This is a genomic window from Ruegeria sp. AL2, assembly GCF_056540845.1.
Genome location: NZ_JBQFXM010000001.1, coordinates 337,612 through 353,711 on the forward strand (window position 1 = coordinate 337,612; position 16,100 = coordinate 353,711).

General features: G+C 57.6%; 18 protein-coding genes. 12 read left to right on the forward strand and 6 right to left on the reverse strand.

The window, feature by feature from the left end; genetic code table 11:
* Positions 1-29: 29 nt before the first annotated feature.
* Complete coding sequence (locus ACR0ID_RS01705) at positions 30-1,634, reverse strand: peptide chain release factor 3 (protein ID WP_480603400.1); 1,605 nt, start codon at positions 1,632-1,634, stop codon at positions 30-32.
* Between the two features lie 109 nt (positions 1,635-1,743).
* Here ACR0ID_RS01705 and ACR0ID_RS01710 point away from each other — a divergent pair, with 109 nt between their 5' ends.
* The 8 genes from ACR0ID_RS01710 (at position 1,744) to ACR0ID_RS01745 (ending at position 9,183) form a co-directional block, all read left to right on the forward strand.
* On the forward strand, positions 1,744-2,106 hold the full coding sequence (locus ACR0ID_RS01710) for a nuclear transport factor 2 family protein (RefSeq protein ID WP_480603402.1): 363 nt from the start codon (positions 1,744-1,746) through the stop codon (positions 2,104-2,106).
* 72 nt (positions 2,107-2,178) lie between these two features.
* Positions 2,179-2,958, forward strand: a complete 780-nt coding sequence (locus tag ACR0ID_RS01715; protein ID WP_267366518.1) for an SDR family oxidoreductase — start codon at positions 2,179-2,181, stop codon at positions 2,956-2,958.
* A gap of 2 nt (positions 2,959-2,960) precedes the next feature.
* Positions 2,961-4,073: a hypothetical protein gene (locus tag ACR0ID_RS01720; protein WP_480603404.1), complete on the forward strand. Its 1,113-nt coding sequence runs from the start codon at positions 2,961-2,963 to the stop codon at positions 4,071-4,073.
* 106 nt (positions 4,074-4,179) lie between these two features.
* Positions 4,180-5,229, forward strand: coding sequence for a methyltransferase domain-containing protein (locus ACR0ID_RS01725; RefSeq protein ID WP_480603406.1), 1,050 nt, complete (start codon positions 4,180-4,182; stop codon positions 5,227-5,229).
* Positions 5,230-5,336: 107 nt separating this feature from the next.
* Entirely contained in the window at positions 5,337-6,404 is a 1,068-nt protein-coding gene (locus ACR0ID_RS01730; RefSeq protein WP_480476757.1) for an ABC transporter ATP-binding protein, read from the forward strand.
* A gap of 114 nt (positions 6,405-6,518) precedes the next feature.
* The gene (gene surE, locus ACR0ID_RS01735) at positions 6,519-7,301 is read left to right on the forward strand and encodes a 5'/3'-nucleotidase SurE (RefSeq protein WP_480473150.1); all 783 of its coding nucleotides are present in this window, start codon (positions 6,519-6,521) and stop codon (positions 7,299-7,301) included.
* On the forward strand, positions 7,298-7,948 hold the full coding sequence (locus tag ACR0ID_RS01740) for a protein-L-isoaspartate(D-aspartate) O-methyltransferase (RefSeq protein ID WP_480473148.1): 651 nt from the start codon (positions 7,298-7,300) through the stop codon (positions 7,946-7,948). The genes surE and ACR0ID_RS01740 overlap by 4 nt, the downstream gene beginning before the upstream one ends.
* 62 nt (positions 7,949-8,010) lie before the next feature.
* Entirely contained in the window at positions 8,011-9,183 is a 1,173-nt protein-coding gene (locus ACR0ID_RS01745; protein ID WP_480603408.1) for a peptidoglycan DD-metalloendopeptidase family protein, read from the forward strand.
* A 61-nt stretch (positions 9,184-9,244) separates the two neighbouring features.
* Here ACR0ID_RS01745 and ACR0ID_RS01750 read toward each other — a convergent pair whose 3' ends face one another.
* Together ACR0ID_RS01750 and ACR0ID_RS01755 are read right to left on the reverse strand one after the other, a co-directional pair.
* Positions 9,245-9,916: a helix-turn-helix transcriptional regulator gene (locus ACR0ID_RS01750; RefSeq protein ID WP_480473144.1), complete on the reverse strand. Its 672-nt coding sequence runs from the start codon at positions 9,914-9,916 to the stop codon at positions 9,245-9,247.
* Positions 9,917-9,937: 21 nt separating this feature from the next.
* On the reverse strand, positions 9,938-10,243 hold the full coding sequence (locus ACR0ID_RS01755) for a hypothetical protein (RefSeq protein WP_209503726.1): 306 nt from the start codon (positions 10,241-10,243) through the stop codon (positions 9,938-9,940).
* Positions 10,244-10,465: 222 nt separating this feature from the next.
* Between ACR0ID_RS01755 and ACR0ID_RS01760 the strand changes: the two genes are divergently transcribed.
* The 4 genes from ACR0ID_RS01760 (at position 10,466) to ACR0ID_RS01775 (ending at position 12,981) form a co-directional block, all read left to right on the forward strand.
* Complete coding sequence (locus ACR0ID_RS01760; protein ID WP_480473142.1) at positions 10,466-10,681, forward strand: twin-arginine translocase TatA/TatE family subunit; 216 nt, start codon at positions 10,466-10,468, stop codon at positions 10,679-10,681.
* 6 nt (positions 10,682-10,687) lie between these two features.
* Positions 10,688-11,146, forward strand: a complete 459-nt coding sequence (gene tatB / locus ACR0ID_RS01765) for a Sec-independent protein translocase protein TatB (RefSeq protein WP_267364187.1) — start codon at positions 10,688-10,690, stop codon at positions 11,144-11,146.
* Positions 11,143-12,021, forward strand: coding sequence for a twin-arginine translocase subunit TatC (tatC, locus tag ACR0ID_RS01770; RefSeq protein ID WP_480473140.1), 879 nt, complete (start codon positions 11,143-11,145; stop codon positions 12,019-12,021). The genes tatB and tatC overlap by 4 nt, the downstream gene beginning before the upstream one ends.
* Before the next feature lie 117 nt (positions 12,022-12,138).
* Positions 12,139-12,981: an ATP-binding protein gene (locus ACR0ID_RS01775; protein ID WP_480553704.1), complete on the forward strand. Its 843-nt coding sequence runs from the start codon at positions 12,139-12,141 to the stop codon at positions 12,979-12,981.
* Between the two features lie 60 nt (positions 12,982-13,041).
* Here the strand turns inward: ACR0ID_RS01775 and ACR0ID_RS01780 are convergent, their stop codons facing one another.
* The 3 genes from ACR0ID_RS01780 to purF all read right to left on the reverse strand — a co-directional run bounded on the left by ACR0ID_RS01780 (position 13,042) and on the right by purF (position 15,798).
* On the reverse strand, positions 13,042-13,686 hold the full coding sequence (locus ACR0ID_RS01780) for an SDR family NAD(P)-dependent oxidoreductase (protein WP_267364183.1): 645 nt from the start codon (positions 13,684-13,686) through the stop codon (positions 13,042-13,044).
* Positions 13,687-13,728: 42 nt separating this feature from the next.
* The gene (locus ACR0ID_RS01785; protein WP_480473134.1) at positions 13,729-13,977 is read right to left on the reverse strand and encodes a hypothetical protein; all 249 of its coding nucleotides are present in this window, start codon (positions 13,975-13,977) and stop codon (positions 13,729-13,731) included.
* Between the two features lie 297 nt (positions 13,978-14,274).
* Positions 14,275-15,798 carry an amidophosphoribosyltransferase gene (gene purF / locus ACR0ID_RS01790; RefSeq protein WP_480603412.1) on the reverse strand — a complete coding sequence of 508 codons (1,524 nt, stop codon included), beginning with the start codon at positions 15,796-15,798 and terminating at the stop codon, positions 14,275-14,277.
* Positions 15,799-16,100: the final 302 nt, after the last annotated feature.

The window sequence follows — 16,100 nt, forward strand, 5'->3', positions numbered from 1 at the left end:
TGACTCGGCTGTGCAATCAGTCAGTTGGATCACACCATCATCTCTTTGGTGGCGGTCAGATTCAGGGCGGGATAGTCCCGAACCACCCGGTCGATGTCCCATTGCAGCCGGGTCAGATAGACAATGTCGCCGTCATGGTCGTGCGCGATGTGCTGCTTGTTTGCATTCACAAACTTTTCGACCTCAGCCTTGTCACCGCTGACCCAGCGGGCCGAGGTGAACTGAGACGCCTCGAAACGCACAGGCAAGCCGTATTCCATCTCGATCCGGCTGGCGAGCACCTCGAATTGCAGCGCGCCGACGACACCCACGATAAAGCCTGACCCAATTGAAGGTTTGAACACCTTTGCCGCGCCTTCTTCGGCAAACTGCATTAGGGCCTTTTCCAGATGCTTGGCCTTCATCGGATCACCCGCACGGACGCCTTGCAGCAGTTCCGGCGCGAAAGAGGGGATGCCGGTGACGCGCAGCGCCTCACCTTCGGTCAGCGTGTCACCGATGCGCAGCTGGCCGTGGTTGGGAATGCCGATGATGTCTCCGGCCCAGGCCTCTTCAGCCAGTTCCCGGTCAGATGCCAGAAACAGCACCGGGTTTGAAATCGCCATCGGTTTTTTCGACCGCACATGGGTCAGTTTCATACCGCGTTTGAAATGGCCTGATGCCATGCGGACAAATGCCACCCGGTCGCGATGCTTGGGGTCCATATTGGCCTGAACTTTGAAAACAAAGCCCGCAACCTTCTTTTCATCCGGAGAGATCTGGCGGGGTTCGGCTGATTGCACCTGCGGCTGTGGTCCATATGCGCCGATGCCTTCCATCAGTTCCTTGACGCCGAACGAGTTGATGGCCGAGCCGAACCAGATCGGGGTCATATGCCCTTCAAGCACCGCCTGCGGGTTCAGCGCGGGCAGCAACTCGCGCGCCATCTCAACCTCTTCCAGCAGCTTTTCCAGCAGGTGTGCAGGAACATGTTCCGACAGTTTCGGGTCATCAAGCCCGTTAATTTCGATGCTCTCGGCCACCTTGTTGCGGTCGGCGCGGTCCATCAGCTCCAGCCGGTCACGCAGCATGTCGTAACAGCCGATAAAATCGCGACCCACGCCAATCGGCCACGCGGCGGGGGTGACGTCGATGGCCAGCATCTCTTGAATTTCGTCGATGATCTCGAACGTATCGCGGCTTTCTCGGTCCATCTTGTTGCAAAAGGTCAGAATCGGCAGATCGCGCAGGCGGCAGACCTCGAACAATTTTTGCGTCTGGCTTTCGACACCCTTCGCGCCGTCGATCACCATCACGGCCGCATCCACGGCCGTCAGCGTGCGGTAGGTATCTTCCGAGAAATCGCTGTGGCCGGGCGTGTCAACAAGGTTGAACCGGAAATTGCCATAGTCGAACGACATGGCCGATGCGGAAACCGAGATTCCGCGATCCTTCTCCATCTGCATGAAGTCCGAGCGTGTCCGCCGGGCCTCGCCCTTGGCGCGCACCTGACCAGCCATCTGAATGGCGCCCCCGTAAAGCAGGAACTTTTCAGTCAGCGTCGTCTTGCCGGCATCCGGGTGCGAGATGATGGCGAATGTCCGGCGACGGGCAATCTCGGGCGGCAGGGCAGGTTGGTTCGAGGTATCAAGCATGACCGCGCGTATAGGCGGGGAATCCTGCCGAAGCAAGACAAAGGGGGTGGTTCGAATCACAGGCTTGTGGTTATAAGAACATATAGTGAACAAATTGTGGAGAAGACCAATGGATTTGAAAGAGATTGCCAATGAATTGGTGGCTGGCTGCCGTGAGGACCGCGCCAAGGAAAATCTTGAGAAATTGTATGCGCCGGACGCAGTTTCTGTTGAAGCGGTCGATTACTCAGGCATGGGGCGTGAAGTACAAGGGCGTGACGCGATCCGTGGCAAACATGAATGGTGGGAAGGAGCCCACGAGGTTTCTGGCGCTTCGGTCAGCGACCCGTTTGTGCACGGCGAAGACCGCTTTGCGGTGATTTTCGAAGTGCAGGGTAAGGTAAAGGAAACCGGCGAAGCCTTTGATATGCGTGAAGTGGGTATCTATCACGTCGCAGATGGCAAGATCGTGCGCGAAGAGTTCTTCTACTGATCCCAAGCCATTTCTGGTCTTCCCTGTCTGGCCGATGCTAGACATGCGGCAATGACTGACAGGGAGGATCCGATGGACCTTGGAATAAAAGGAAAGCGCGCGCTGGTCTGTGCCAGCAGCAAAGGGCTGGGTTTGGGCTGTGCCGAGGCTTTGGCTGAGGCCGGCGTAAATCTTGTGATGAATGCGCGTGGTTCGGACGCTTTGGAGAGCGAGGCGGCACGCCTCAGGTCAGAGCATGGCGTCGAGGTACAAACAGTCGCGTGTGACGTGACGACTGCGGAAGGGCAGGCGCGGGTGATCGAAGCGGCGCAGGGCGTTGATATTCTTGTGACAAATGCTGGTGGACCGCCGCCGGGGTTATGGTCGGACTGGGAGCGTGATGATTTCATCAAGGCGCTAGATGCCAATATGTTGACCCCCATTGCGTTCATGAAAGCGCTGCTTCCCGGAATGATGGACAAAGGTTGGGGGCGGGTGGTGAACGTCACCTCACAATCCGTGCGCGCGCCAATTGCGGTGCTGGGGCTTTCGAATGCAGCCCGCACGGGTTTGACCGGATATGTCGCGGGAACTTCACGCCAGGTTGCACCGCATGGCGTGACCATCAACAACCTGCTGCCTGGCATTCACGCAACGGATCGCGCGGATGCGCTGGACAGCGGCGTGGCTTCCCAGCAAGGCATCTCGATCGAAGACGCCCGCGCAAACCGTTCGGCGACCATTCCTGCACGACGCTATGGAACGCGGCAGGAATTCGGGGCTGCCTGCGCGTTCCTGTGCTCTCAACATGCGGGGTTCATCGTTGGTCAGAACATTCTGCTGGATGGCGGCGCAACCAATTTGACGATGTGACCATGGCGCAAGGGTTTTCGTTGAAAGATCAGATGTTCAACGCTGAGAAAGTCAATTATCTCAGTGGTTTGTTTTCCGACTCTCATGCAGAATTTGATGCTCTGGCATTCCGATCTGCGGTCATGTCGCGATTGCTGGAGTTAGAGCTGAAGGATCGGATCATCTGGATCGCCACATGCCTGCAACAGGCGGTACCCGGTGATTTGCCTGCTGTTGCCCCGACGATCCTGCGTGCCTTGCCTGCACCTTTGGACCCAACGAAGACTGATGACGACTTTGGCGATTTCATCTTTGCGCCGGTCGGTGAGTGGGTGGCGACCATAGGACTTGAGCATACCGATTTGGCATTGGACATGATGGAGGAACTGACACAGAGGTTTTCCATGGAATGGGCAATCCGACCGTTCCTAAATCACGACCCGGACCGGGTATTGCGGCGGATGCAGGACTGGTGCTCTCATGACAGTTACCATGTGCGCAGATTGGTCAGCGAAGGCACGCGCCCCCGATTGCCATGGGGGCAGGCGGTTGTATTGGGTTTGCAGGACCCGCTGCCGTTGCTGGACAATTTGCACATAGATGCGACGCGATATGTCACCCGGTCCGTATCCAATCACCTGAATGACATCACCAAGAAAGACCCGGATCTGGTATTGGATCGTCTGAAGGCGTGGCGCAACCAGGGTCATCAGACTCAGGACGAACTGGACTGGATGACGTCACACACCCTGCGCGGGCTTGTGAAAGCGGGGCATCCCGAAGCAATGAAGATGTTAGGCTATGACCCGGACGCGGACATCGAGGTCGCGGTCAACCTTAATTCGGAAGCTCAGATTGGTGACGCTCTGGCCTTTTCCGTCGCTTTGAAAGGGGTCGGAGAGCTGCCAGTTCTGGTTGACTATATCATTCATTTTCAAAGACCTGGCGGGAAAATCTCAGCCAAGGTGCACAAGTTGAAGCAGGCGGCTTTGAAGAACGGGAAACTGACGCTGGAAAAACGCCACAAGTTGAAGAGTGATGCCACAACGTTCAAGTTGGTTCCCGGCGCGCACCGACTGGAGGTTCAGGTAAATGGCAAAATTCGTGCAGGCGTGGACTTCGACCTGCTTGGGTAAAACCGCGCGGGACCGCTCACGCTTTCGTCAAAAACGCCTTCCCCGGATTGCGAACCCCCGGCGGCTGCATTAGCTCGTACATGACCATTTGCGAGGGAAAAGCGCGATGAAACATGAATCGGTGCAGAACTATTATGGTGAAGTCCTGCAAAGCAGTGCTGACTTGCAGACCAATGCGTGCTGCACGCCTGACGACATGCCCGACCATATCAAAAAGATCCTTTCAAAGATTCATGACGACGTTCTGACTCGCTACTATGGCTGCGGTCTGATTGCCCCACTTGACCTTGAAGGCATGTCGATCCTAGATCTGGGGTGTGGGGCCGGGCGGGATGTATATGCCTTGTCCGTCATGGTCGGTAAGACGGGCCGGGTAGTGGGTGTCGACATGACGCCCGAACAACTGGACGTCGCCCGCGCGCATCAGGATTATCACGCCGAGGCATTTGGATATGCCCGCAGCAATGTGGAATTCCATCACGGCTATATAGAAAAACTGGATGAGCTTGATCTGGAACCCGGATCGTTCGATATCATCGTCTCGAACTGTGTCATCAACCTGGCCACGGATAAGAATGCGGTTCTGCGCGGCGCACATAGGTTGTTGAAAGAGGGCGGCGAGATGTATTTCTCGGATGTCTATGCAGACCGCCGTATTCCGCAGGCGATGGCCGAAGACGAAGTTCTTTATGGCGAGTGCCTGTCCGGCGCGCTTTATTGGAATGATTTCCTGTCAATGGCTCGAACGGCCGGTTTCGGCGACCCGCGCCGCGTGACACATCGTCCGCTGACGATCGAAAATCCCGTACTGGAAGAGCGTGTTGCGCCGTTGAAGTTCCTGTCCGCGACATACCGTCTGTTCAAACTACCTGCATTGGAACCGGCTTGTGAAGATTATGGGCAAGCCGTGATCTATAAGGGAACCGTGCCAAACGCACCGCATGAATTTGGTCTGGATGACCACCACGTTATAGAAGCCGGCAAGGTGTTTCCGGTTTGCGGCAATACCTGGATGATGCTGAAAGAAACGCGATTTGCCCGTCATTTTGACTTTATCGGCGATTTTTCGACCCATTATGGTATTTTCGAAGGCTGTGGTGGCGAAAGCCCGTTTGAAGCCATGGGTGCATCTGTCGCTTCTGGCGGGTGTTGCTGATCCCTTGCACCTGAGGGGCGGGGTTGCTATCCCCGCTCAAGCCCGATGGATTTGATCGGGAAAGGTAACGGGGTCCATCGGTGACAGGTAACGCAATTCCACCGCGTCTGGAAATTCGCAACATTATCCGTCGGTTTGAAGGCCGGGTTGTTGTGGATGATGTTTCACTGACCGTTCAGGCAGGCAAGGTGACCTGTCTGCTGGGGCCGTCGGGCTGCGGGAAATCCACTACGTTGCGCATGATCGCCGGGGTCGAAATGCAGGACTCGGGTGAGATTTATGTTGATGGCAAGCTGATCTGCGACACCGTCTTCCGGGTGCCTCCGGAACGGCGCGAGATCGGTCTGATGTTTCAGGACTTTGCGCTGTTCCCGCATCTGAGTGTGGCTAAAAATGTGGCCTTTGGTCTGAAGGGCAGCAAGGACGAAAAACGCGCCCGGGTCGAGGAGTTGTTGCAGAAGGTCGACCTGATGCGATTCATCGATGGTTTTCCGCATCAACTATCGGGTGGCGAGCAACAACGCGTGGCGTTGGCGCGTGCCCTGGCGCCGCGCCCGCGCATCATGCTGATGGACGAGCCCTTTTCGGGCCTCGATAACCGTTTACGTGATGGTATCCGTGACGAAACGCTGGCCATTCTCAAGGAAGAAGATGCCGCTGTACTGCTGGTCACGCACGAGCCGGAAGAAGCGATGCGCATGGCCGACGAGATCGCCCTGATGCGGCGTGGCAAGATCGTGCAACAGGGCGCGCCCTATAACGTCTATACGCGTCCCGCGGATAAGGCGGCGGTGGCATTTTTCAGTGATGTCAACGTTTTGCGGGCGCAAGTGAATGGCGCATTGGCGGATACGCCCTTTGGTCAGTTCCTGGCACCGGGCATTCCGAATGGTACGGATGTCGAGATCGTTTTTCGCCCTCAGCACATCAAGCTGGACTTTGACCGCAACGGCAAGGGGCCATTGCCGACACCAACAGACGGTGTTGCGGCCCGTGGCGTCGTCGAACGCGCGCGATTTCTGGGAAATGAAAGCCTGGTAGAGTTTCGCATGGACTATGATGGCTCGATCCTCAGGGCTACGGTTCCAAACGTGTTTGTGCCCAGTCCGGGCCGGGTGATGTGGCTGACCATCCGCCGCGACAAGTGCTTCGTTTTCCCCGAAACAAGGCGCTGATCCATCGATTTCCACCCGAGTGGTGCGCGAAAACCTCAGATTGCGGGGCCACGTCGCTTGCCGCAACGCAGGCCCGGGTCTATCAAGAGCCAAACGCGGGGGTAAATCGGGCACATGCGAATTCTTCTGACCAATGACGACGGGATCAATGCCCCGGGCTTGATCACGCTTGAGGCGATTGCAGCTGAACTGGCCGGACCGGATGGAGAGGTCTGGGTGGTCGCACCCGCGTTTGAACAGTCCGGGGTCGGACATTGCATCAGCTATACCCACCCGATGATGGTCGCCAAGCTGGGCGAGCGGCGCTTTGCAGCCGAAGGTTCACCTGCGGATTGTGTTTTGGCAGGGCTTCACGACGTTATGTTGGATACCCCTCCCGATCTGGTTCTATCGGGCGTGAACAGGGGCAATAACTCGGCTGAAAACACGTTGTATTCCGGTACGATCGGCGGCGCGATGGAAGCGGCATTGCAGGGCGTCCCAGCGATTGCCCTGTCGCAATATTTTGGCCCCAGAAACTTGGGCCTTGACGACCCGTTTGAGGCAGCCGCCCGGTATGGTGCAGATCTGGTGCGCCGGATTCTGGACGCAACTCCGGCAGAACAAGATGATTACCGGCTGTTCTACAACGTGAATTTCCCACCGGTTCCGGCAGACGATGTTCTGGGCACGCGGATTGCGGCGCAGGGGTTTCGGCGCGACACGCGTTTTTCGGTCGAACCGCACAGTTCACCTTCGGGGCGGCGGTTCCTGTGGATCAAGGGTGGCTATCAGCACAATCCGACCGCACCCGGAACGGATGCGGCCGTCAATCTGGAAGGCTATATCTCGGTCACGCCGATGCGCGCTGACCTGACTGCGCATGACATGCTGGAGGCATTGAAGGCGGTCGAATGAGCGGACTGGACCCTGAAACCGTAATGCAATTCCTGTTTGCCCTGCGCAAACGGGGGGTCACGGATGCGCGCGTGCTGGCTGCGATGGAGCAGGTGGACCGCGGTCGCTTTGTCACCGGCCTGTTCGCAGGGCGCGCTTACGAGGACATGCCGTTGCCGATTTCCTGCGGTCAGACGATCAGTCAACCCTCGGTCGTTGGTCTGATGACGCAGGCCCTGAACGTTGGACCACGGGACACGGTGCTCGAGATTGGGACAGGTTCAGGTTATCAGGCGGCGATCCTGTCCAAACTGGCCCGCCGGGTCTACACAGTGGAACGCCACAGGCGGTTGGTGAGCGAAACAAGCAAGCTGTTTGCCGATCTGGGCCTGATGAATATCACTTCGATGTTGTCTGACGGGTCATTTGGCCTGCCGGAACAAGCCCCTTTTGACCGGATCATTGTCACAGCCGCGGCTGAGGATCCTCCGGGCCCGCTCTTGGCGCAGCTGAAAATCGGGGGTATTATGGTTTTACCCGTGGGCCAGTCGGACGCGGTGCAGCAGTTGATCAAAGTAACGCGCACCGAAAATGGTCTGGACTATGACGAATTAACGTCGGTCCGTTTCGTGCCCCTTCTGGAAGGGCTTGGAAAGGATGAGGCGTAATAGGCTTAAAGAATTGGTCGCCGGAACTCCGGGCAACAGGGGCAGGCGTTGAGGACAGAATTATGAGAGCAGTATCCAAATCAGCAATGCGCCGCTGTGCGACCGGGGTGGCCGCTCTGGCCATTTTGGCCGGGTGCGAGGGACCTCTGGATTATGACCTTCGTGGGCAGATCGGTGGATTTTCGACCACCAATGCAGCGCAATCCGCGACGGCATCCCGCCCGACACCGGACAGCCGGGGCGTCATTACCTATCCGAATTACCAGGTGGTCGTGGCGCGCCGCGGCGATACGGTGCGGGACGTGGCCGCGCGGGTTGGCCTGCCCGAGGGCGAGCTTTCGCGCTTCAACGGCCTTCAGACAACGGACACGCTGAGAGAGGGTGAGGTTCTTGCCCTGCCACGCACTGTCGGTGCTGGAAGCAGCGTGGACATCGCGTCGGTCGCCGGGTCTGCAATTGACCAAGTGCCGGCGTCGGGTTCGGTTCAGACCACAACCCTGGAACCCGCGAAACCGGCATCAACGCCTGCGCCGATTTCAACTGGGCCGGAGCCGGTCAGGCACAAGGTCAAGCGGGGTGAGACGGCCTATACAATCTCGCGCCTCTACCAGGTGCCGGTTGAATCTCTGGCGGAATGGAACGGGTTGGGATCAGGTTTTACCGTGCGTGAGGGTCAATACTTGTTGATTCCGGTCAAGAACCAGCCCGCGCCCCGGCAAAATGCGGCTAGTGCCGCGCCCGTTCCCGCCACGGAGGTGACGGAACCGGGACAGGGATCACCGACGCCGACGCCACCCAGCGCCACGCAGCCCTTGCCGGACGAGAAAGTTGAGCCGTTGGCCGAGGCCCCCGACGTGACCGCCGAAGCGCCAACCAATACGCGCACATCCGCGCTGTCTCTGCCGGTTGGCGGAACTATCATTCGCGGTTATGACAAGGGCAAGAATGAGGGCATCGACATCGCTGCCGCTCCGGGTACGTCGGTCACAGCTGCCGAAGCCGGTACGGTCGCGGCGATCACCGCGGACGCGGATCAGGTGCCGATCATTGTGGTCAAGCACAACAACGATCTTCTGACTGTCTATGCAAATGTCGACAAGATCACTGTCAAGAAAGGCGATAAGGTACGCCGTGGCCAGAAGCTGGCGCAATTGCGGGGCGGCGACGATGCCTATGTGCATTTCGAAGTCCGCAAAGGGTTCGAGTCCGTGGACCCGGAACCCTATCTGAAGTGAGGCAGGATGGCCCGTACCGGGCCTGCCTTCGGCGAGAGTATTTCTGAAAAGGTGAAGCCTGTCAGGCGTACGGGTCATAGTCGCTCAGGCGTTTTCCGGGTTCGTCGGCGAAGATTTCCGGAAGGGGTGAAACTGCTTCGATCAGGTCGATGCGAAAAACACGAAATCCGTTGCGCAACTCGCACCAGGCGGTAAGGGTCCAGACCCGCCCCCAGTATTCCATATGGAGCGGGCGGATGGTGCGTTCGGTCAAAACGCCGTCAATGCGGCGATAGGACAGGTGAAGTTTCTGACGTGATTTGATGGCTGCACGGATCGGGGCCATATGGGCAAGGCCCCTTGCGGCATCGGCAAATGGGTAGACCGCGAATTTCCAGCTGTCCGCCTCGGCCAGGACCTGCGTTGGTAGAACAGCGTCGATCTTGTCGGCAAGCGATTGTGCGGCAGCCTTCAGGTCAGTATCCGCGGCCTCGGCCACGATGGCCATGCCAAGATTCAGCGCCTCAAGCTCGGCTGTGGTCAGGTTCAACGGGGGCAGGGTGATCTGCTCGCGCACCATGTAGCCGACACCGCGCTCGCCCTCGACCGGAACGCCCGAGGCAACAAGCGTATCCATGTCGCGATAGATGGTGCGAACCGACACCTCAAGCCGGTCCGCAATGTCCTGCGCGCGGTGCAGTTTTCCGTCGCGCAGGATCTGGATGATACCGAACAGGCGGTCAGTGCGGCGCATGACACGCCGTTCTGACCGCGTTTAGGCAGTCATGTTCCATAGTACTTTCTCGTGTCGCATCTGGATGCTATCCGGATTGATGACCGCCATCATGCCTGCTGCACATTCCTGTTGAGGAAACTGTGCGGCTGCGTCCTGTGCCGCCTTCAAATCGGTCCAGACAACATAATCGGTCCAGCGACCATCTTCGCCCTGGCTAAGCTGCCGATGGGCAAATCCCGGCGCGCTGCGCACAAAGGCCTCAGAGGCCTGACTGAGTTTCACGAACTCTTCCGGCGTGGTGCCATTGGCCAGGGTGAAGGTGACGATTTCAGCAACGTGGGTCATTTAATTCTCCATTGACCTTGTTTCGATGCCAAATCCCTAACGGATAGCAACTGACATAAACCTGTCAGTTGAGAATTGCGACCCCTTAGATTTCACGCGATTGATACAATTTTCGCCGGCAAATCGGAGCAGATCCCTTTTGAGACCAGCGATCGAGGCGTAAAGACTGAGTCAGATCATGTTCCCGGCGCGCAAACGTGCCGACGAAAAAGGAGAAAAGACATGCTCAACAATATCGGCCTTCCTGGCCTGCTGCTTATCGCCGTTGTGGTTCTGGTTCTGTTTGGACGCGGCAAGATCAGTTCGCTCATGGGTGAAGTCGGCAAAGGTATCACTGCGTTCAAGAAGGGTGTGAAGGACGGTTCGGAAGAGCTGGAAAAGGACGCTTCTGAACTGGCCAAGGACGTCACACCTGAAGCCGAGAAAGACAAGGCGTAAGCGCAGATGTTTGATCTGGGCTGGACCGAGCTTCTGGTAATCGGCATCGTTGCCCTGATCGTTGTGGGGCCAAAGGACCTGCCGGTGCTGTTCCGCAATGTCGGGCGTTTTGTCGGCAAGGCGCGCGGAATGGCGCGCGAGTTCAGCAGCGCCATGAACGAAGCCGCCGATCAGGCAGGGGTGAATGAGATCAAGAAAGGTCTCAACGCTGCCGTGAACCCTGTGGGATCGGCCATGGACGGTGTCAAGCAAGCCGCGCAGGAGATGGCGAAAAGCATCGATCCCACAAAGTTCGATCCTGACAGCGAAACAGGGAAACTGGCGGCCGAGCGGGCCGAGCAGGCCAAAAAAGTTCAGGCGTCAGCCGCCCGTGCGACCGCCGAGCGCAAAGCCAAAGAAGCAGCCGATGCGCTGGCCAAGGCAGAAGAGGCCGAAGCCGCGCTGAACACTGAAAGCAAGACATGAGCAAAACCGACGAGATTGACGATTCTTCGGCCCCGTTGATCGAACATCTGGCCGAACTGCGCACACGGCTGATCCACAGCGTTGTGGCGTTTCTGATCGGTATGATCATCTGTTTTTCAGTGGCGACGCCGATCTTCAATTTCCTGACCAATCCCCTGTGTGACGTTCTGGCCGAGCGCGGGCAGGATTGTGGCCTGATCTTCATCTCGCCACAGGAAGGGTTTTTTGTTGCAATCAAGGTATCCCTCTTGGGCGGGTTCATTCTGGCATTTCCCTATATCGGGATGCAGATGTGGCGCTTTGTGGCACCGGGCCTCTACAAGTCCGAGAAAAACGCGTTCCTGCCATTCATGCTTGCTTCGCCCTTTATGTTCCTCCTGGGCGCAAGCTTTGCCTTCTACGTTGTCACGCCTCTGGCCTATGACTTTTTCCTCGGGTTCCAGCAATTCGGGGCTGAGGGTGAAGCCGTGGCCGATGGGGTCAGCGCGGCACCGCTGAGTGTGGTGTTTCAGGGCTCAGCCCAGGAATATCTGAACCTGACGATCAAGTTCATCGTGGCCTTTGGATTATGTTTCCAACTGCCGGTTCTCCTGACTCTTATGGGGAAGGCAGGACTGGTCAGTGCCGAGGGGCTGGGCGCTGTTCGGAAATATGCGGTGGTCGGCATTCTGGTTCTGGCCGCAGTCGTCACACCACCGGATGTCATTACGCAGATCATTCTGTTTGTGGTGGTGTACGGTCTGTACGAGATTTCGATCTTCCTGGTCGCGCGAGTTGAAAAGAAACGCGAGGATCAGTTACGCGCTGACGGTTACTACGATGATGAAGCGGAAGCGGATGATGACCTGATGCAGGAGTTCGAAGACGACAAGTAAGTCTGCCGACGAAACCAAAAGGGCGCGCCATCCAATGGCGCGCCTTTTTCATTGGAAACTCTTGTTGTGCCAATTGGAACGTGCTTTGAACCCCTCAAGACAAAATCGGAGGCCCACATGGATGACCAAGCCCTGAACCGTATCGCCGAGGCGTTGGAACGCATGGCACCGGCTCCTTTGGTGGCGCCTGATTTTGCCGTTGCTCCAGCATTTGTGTGGCATGTCGAACCGGAACGACTGGAACCTGTTACGCAAGTCAACCGGGTCGATCTGGATCTTCTGGTCGGCATCAATCGCTCTCGCGACACGTTGATGGACAATACGCGCCGGTTTGCAGCAGGGTACAAGGCAAATAATGCGCTGCTCTGGGGGGCGCGGGGGATGGGAAAGTCGAGCCTTGTAAAGGCCGTGCACGGCTCACTGAGCGCTGATTACGCCGATCTAAAGCTGGTCGAATTGCAGCGCGAGGATATGGGAACGGTCGCACGGTTGCTGAACCATCTGCGCGCAGCACCCTACAGGTTCATACTGTTTTGCGATGACCTGTCGTTCAGCCACGATGACCAGCATTATAAATCTCTCAAGGCTGTTCTGGATGGCGGCATTGAAGGCAGGCCGGAAAATGTGGTCTTCTACGCCACTTCGAACCGCCGCCATCTGATGCCGCGGGATATGATCGAAAACGAACGGTCCAGCGCCATCAATCCTTCCGAGGCGGTCGAAGAAAAAGTCTCGCTGTCGGATCGCTTCGGCCTGTGGCTTGGGTTCCATCCCTGCGATCAGGACGAGTATCTGGCGATGATCGACCGCTATTGCGCCGCCTATGGCGTTTCCGTTGATGCACAGACCCTGCGCGCCGAGGCAATTGAGTGGCAAGCCACGCGCGGGTCGCGCTCTGGCCGTGTCGCATGGCAATTCTTCGTCGATCTGGCCGGGCGCAACGGCGTGCATATCGCCTGATCCCGGCTTCACCTGGCTGCAAATATCCCCGCCAGAGGCATGGCCCGCCAGGGCCATTTCCTAAAGCAGTGCCAGAATCCGCGCAGCTTCATCCTTGGTGCTGTTCAGAACGCTCCGGTCTTCCCCGGGATGAAACCGCGCGCGGACGGCCGTGGGCATCGGCGCGGGTTCGACAACCGAAACCCGCGGACCGGTGCGTTCAGTCTCGACGGCCCAGCTGCGGGCCAGAGCCATCTGCGCGGCCTTGGTGGCACCGTAGATGCCATAAAACTTCTCGCCAGCCTTCGGATCGTCAAAAAACACCGCATGGCCACTCTCGCCCAGAAGGGGTGAGACATAGGGAATCAGAACCGAGGTCGCGTTTGCATTTGTGTTGATCGCCTTGGCCCATTCCTTGGGGTCAACAAAATGCACCGGCGTCAGTGCTGATGTGTGGATGGCTGTGTGCATCCACAGGTCGACCTTACCCCAACGGTCATGGATGCCACGACACAGGGTCGCCATGGCGTTTGGATCGGTGATGTCCATGGGGGCCAGAGTGGCTGACCCGCCCTTCGCCTTGATACGGTCGTCCAGCTCTTCCAGCCCGCCGGTGGTCCGGGCGACGGCGACGATATGGTATTCAGGTGCCAACGCTTCGGCCAGCGCAGCGCCCAACCCGCGAGAGGCCCCGGTGATAAGGGCGATTTTTGTCTGATCGGTCATGGCTGCGGTTTGAACCCCTGCGCGAGGGGCGTCAAGTCGCGATTAGCTGCCGGGAATGGCGATCCGCTTGGTCTGGCCGCTTTGTCGCAGCATGATTCCCTGTTCATCAATTGCAACTACCATGCCCGAGGCGACACGGCTTCCGGGTTCAACCTCTTTCACGCGGCCCGATGACAGGCGTACCAAGGCGTGCAGATCGGTTTTGGGCCCGAACACTCCCAGGACAGAAACGGAGTTCTTGTTTAACGCGCCCTGCTGCGTGGCCGCGCTTTTGACATTGGTGTTTGACATGGTCCGTGGCCCGGCGTGAGTTCCGAACCCCTTATTTGTGTGAGTGGTTGCCGCCCGATAACAAAACGATCAGGTAAGCAAAAGACCCTCACAGACACAACGCTTCACGACGTAGCGACCCTTTTGTTAGCCCTTGTGATCGTGCAAGATTCACCGCCGGGTTGTGGCAGATTTCCACTCATCGGCGGAACAGTTTAGATGCGAGCCATACTTAACAGGGCTGTCCTATCTGTATGTCGAACGGTTTGATTCGTTGTTTGAACAGAATCCAGGCGTGCCATAAATGGGTGGGGTCTTTCAGCCTGAGGCGAGTTTGGCCGCATTCCAGGACCCGCCCTGAACCTGCATATCCGCGCGTTTCTGGCTGACACGGCTGCTGTTTTCCAGACTGTCCAGGTAATCCGCGCTGACGCTGCCGGTAATGTAATTGCCGTCAAAGCAGGAGCAATCAAATCCTTGGATGTCCGGGTTGCCTTCCTGGGCGGCCCAGATCAGGTCCTCCAAATGCTGATAGAACAGCGCATCGGCGCCCAGCTCTTCACGGATCTCTTCGATCTCTTTGCCATTTGCGATCAGCTCGGCCTTGGTCGGCATGTCGATGCCATACACATTGGGGTATTTGACAGGCGGCGAGGCGCTGGCCACATAAACCTTCTTTGCCCCAGCGTCGCGGCACATCTGAACGATCTTTTTGATGGTGTTGCCCCGCACGATGGAATCGTCGATCAACAGAACGCTGTGACCTTCGAATTCCAGCGGAACGGCATTCAGCTTGCGGCGCACGGATTTCTGTCGCTCGGCCTGACCCGGCATGATGAAGGTACGCCCGACATAGCGGTTCTTCACCAACCCCTCGCGATAGGGGATGCCGGTGATTTTAGCCGCTTCCAGTGCCACGGGGCGGGCGCTGTCGGGTACGGGAATGATCCGGTCGATTTCCAGGCCCGAGTCCTGAATTTGTTTCGCCAGCGTCTGTCCCATGCGCATCTGGGTTTTATAAACCGAGACTCCGTCCAGCAGTGAATCCGGACGTGCCAGATACACATACTCGAAGATACAGGGCGTCAGCTTGCCTTCGACCGCCTGAAACTCGTGCATGTTGCCTTTCAGGTCGATCAGGATGGCCTCGCCCGGGCGCAGATCGCGCAGCTTCTCAAAACTGTTGATGCCAAAGGCCACGTCTTCCGAAGCAAAGGCATAATCGTCCCCCTGACCGTCGACATTGCGCTTTGCGACCGACAGGGGCCGAATGCCATATGGGTCGCGGAACGCCAGCATGCCAACACCAGCCACCAGACAGATTACCGAGTAGGCACCTTGAACCCGCTCCATCGTCATCTTCACACCGGCAAAGATGTTTCGGATCGGATCCGAATTGCCGTTCACCTTGATGGCGTCAGCCACTTTGTCGGCCAGCACGTTCAGCAGGATTTCCGAATCCGATGTGGTGCGCAGGTGGCGACTATATTTCCCGGTCACTTTCTCGCGCTGTTCCGCTGTGTTGGTGATGTTGCCGTTGTGAACAAGATAGATACCGTAGGGTGCGTTCACGAAGAAAGGTTGCGCTTCGGCCGCGCTGAGTGATCCGGCCGTGGGATAACGAACATGACCCATGCCGATATGACCCAGAAGGGTTTCAGCATCCTGGGCGTTGAACACGTCCTTGACCAACCCATTGGCTTTCTTTTCCCGGAAGAATTCGCCGTTGTAGGTCACGATCCCGGAGGCATCCTGACCCCGGTGCTGCAACATCAGCAACCCGTCATAGATCTCAGCAAAGACATCATGTGTCCGGCTTGCGATTCCTAAAATCCCACACATTCAAGGGGCTCCAACTTCTATGACGATTTCATTCGAGGATTGACCGCAGTTCGGCACCGGACTTTCTGCATCTTCAGCGCGGAAATGTTCGCTACGCAGGAACAAGACGCCGTTAGGGCGACCATCACTGCGATCAGCGCGCATTCATACAGAAAGTACAAGATCGGTGGCTCCGATTCCGTGGCGGGTTGGCCCCCACATAATGCCTATTGGCGTGGCTGTCATCAAAGGATCACAATAGCCAAATGCCGCAGGCCAAGTTTGCGCATGTCGATGTAGAAAAACGAAGATGGTGACATGCG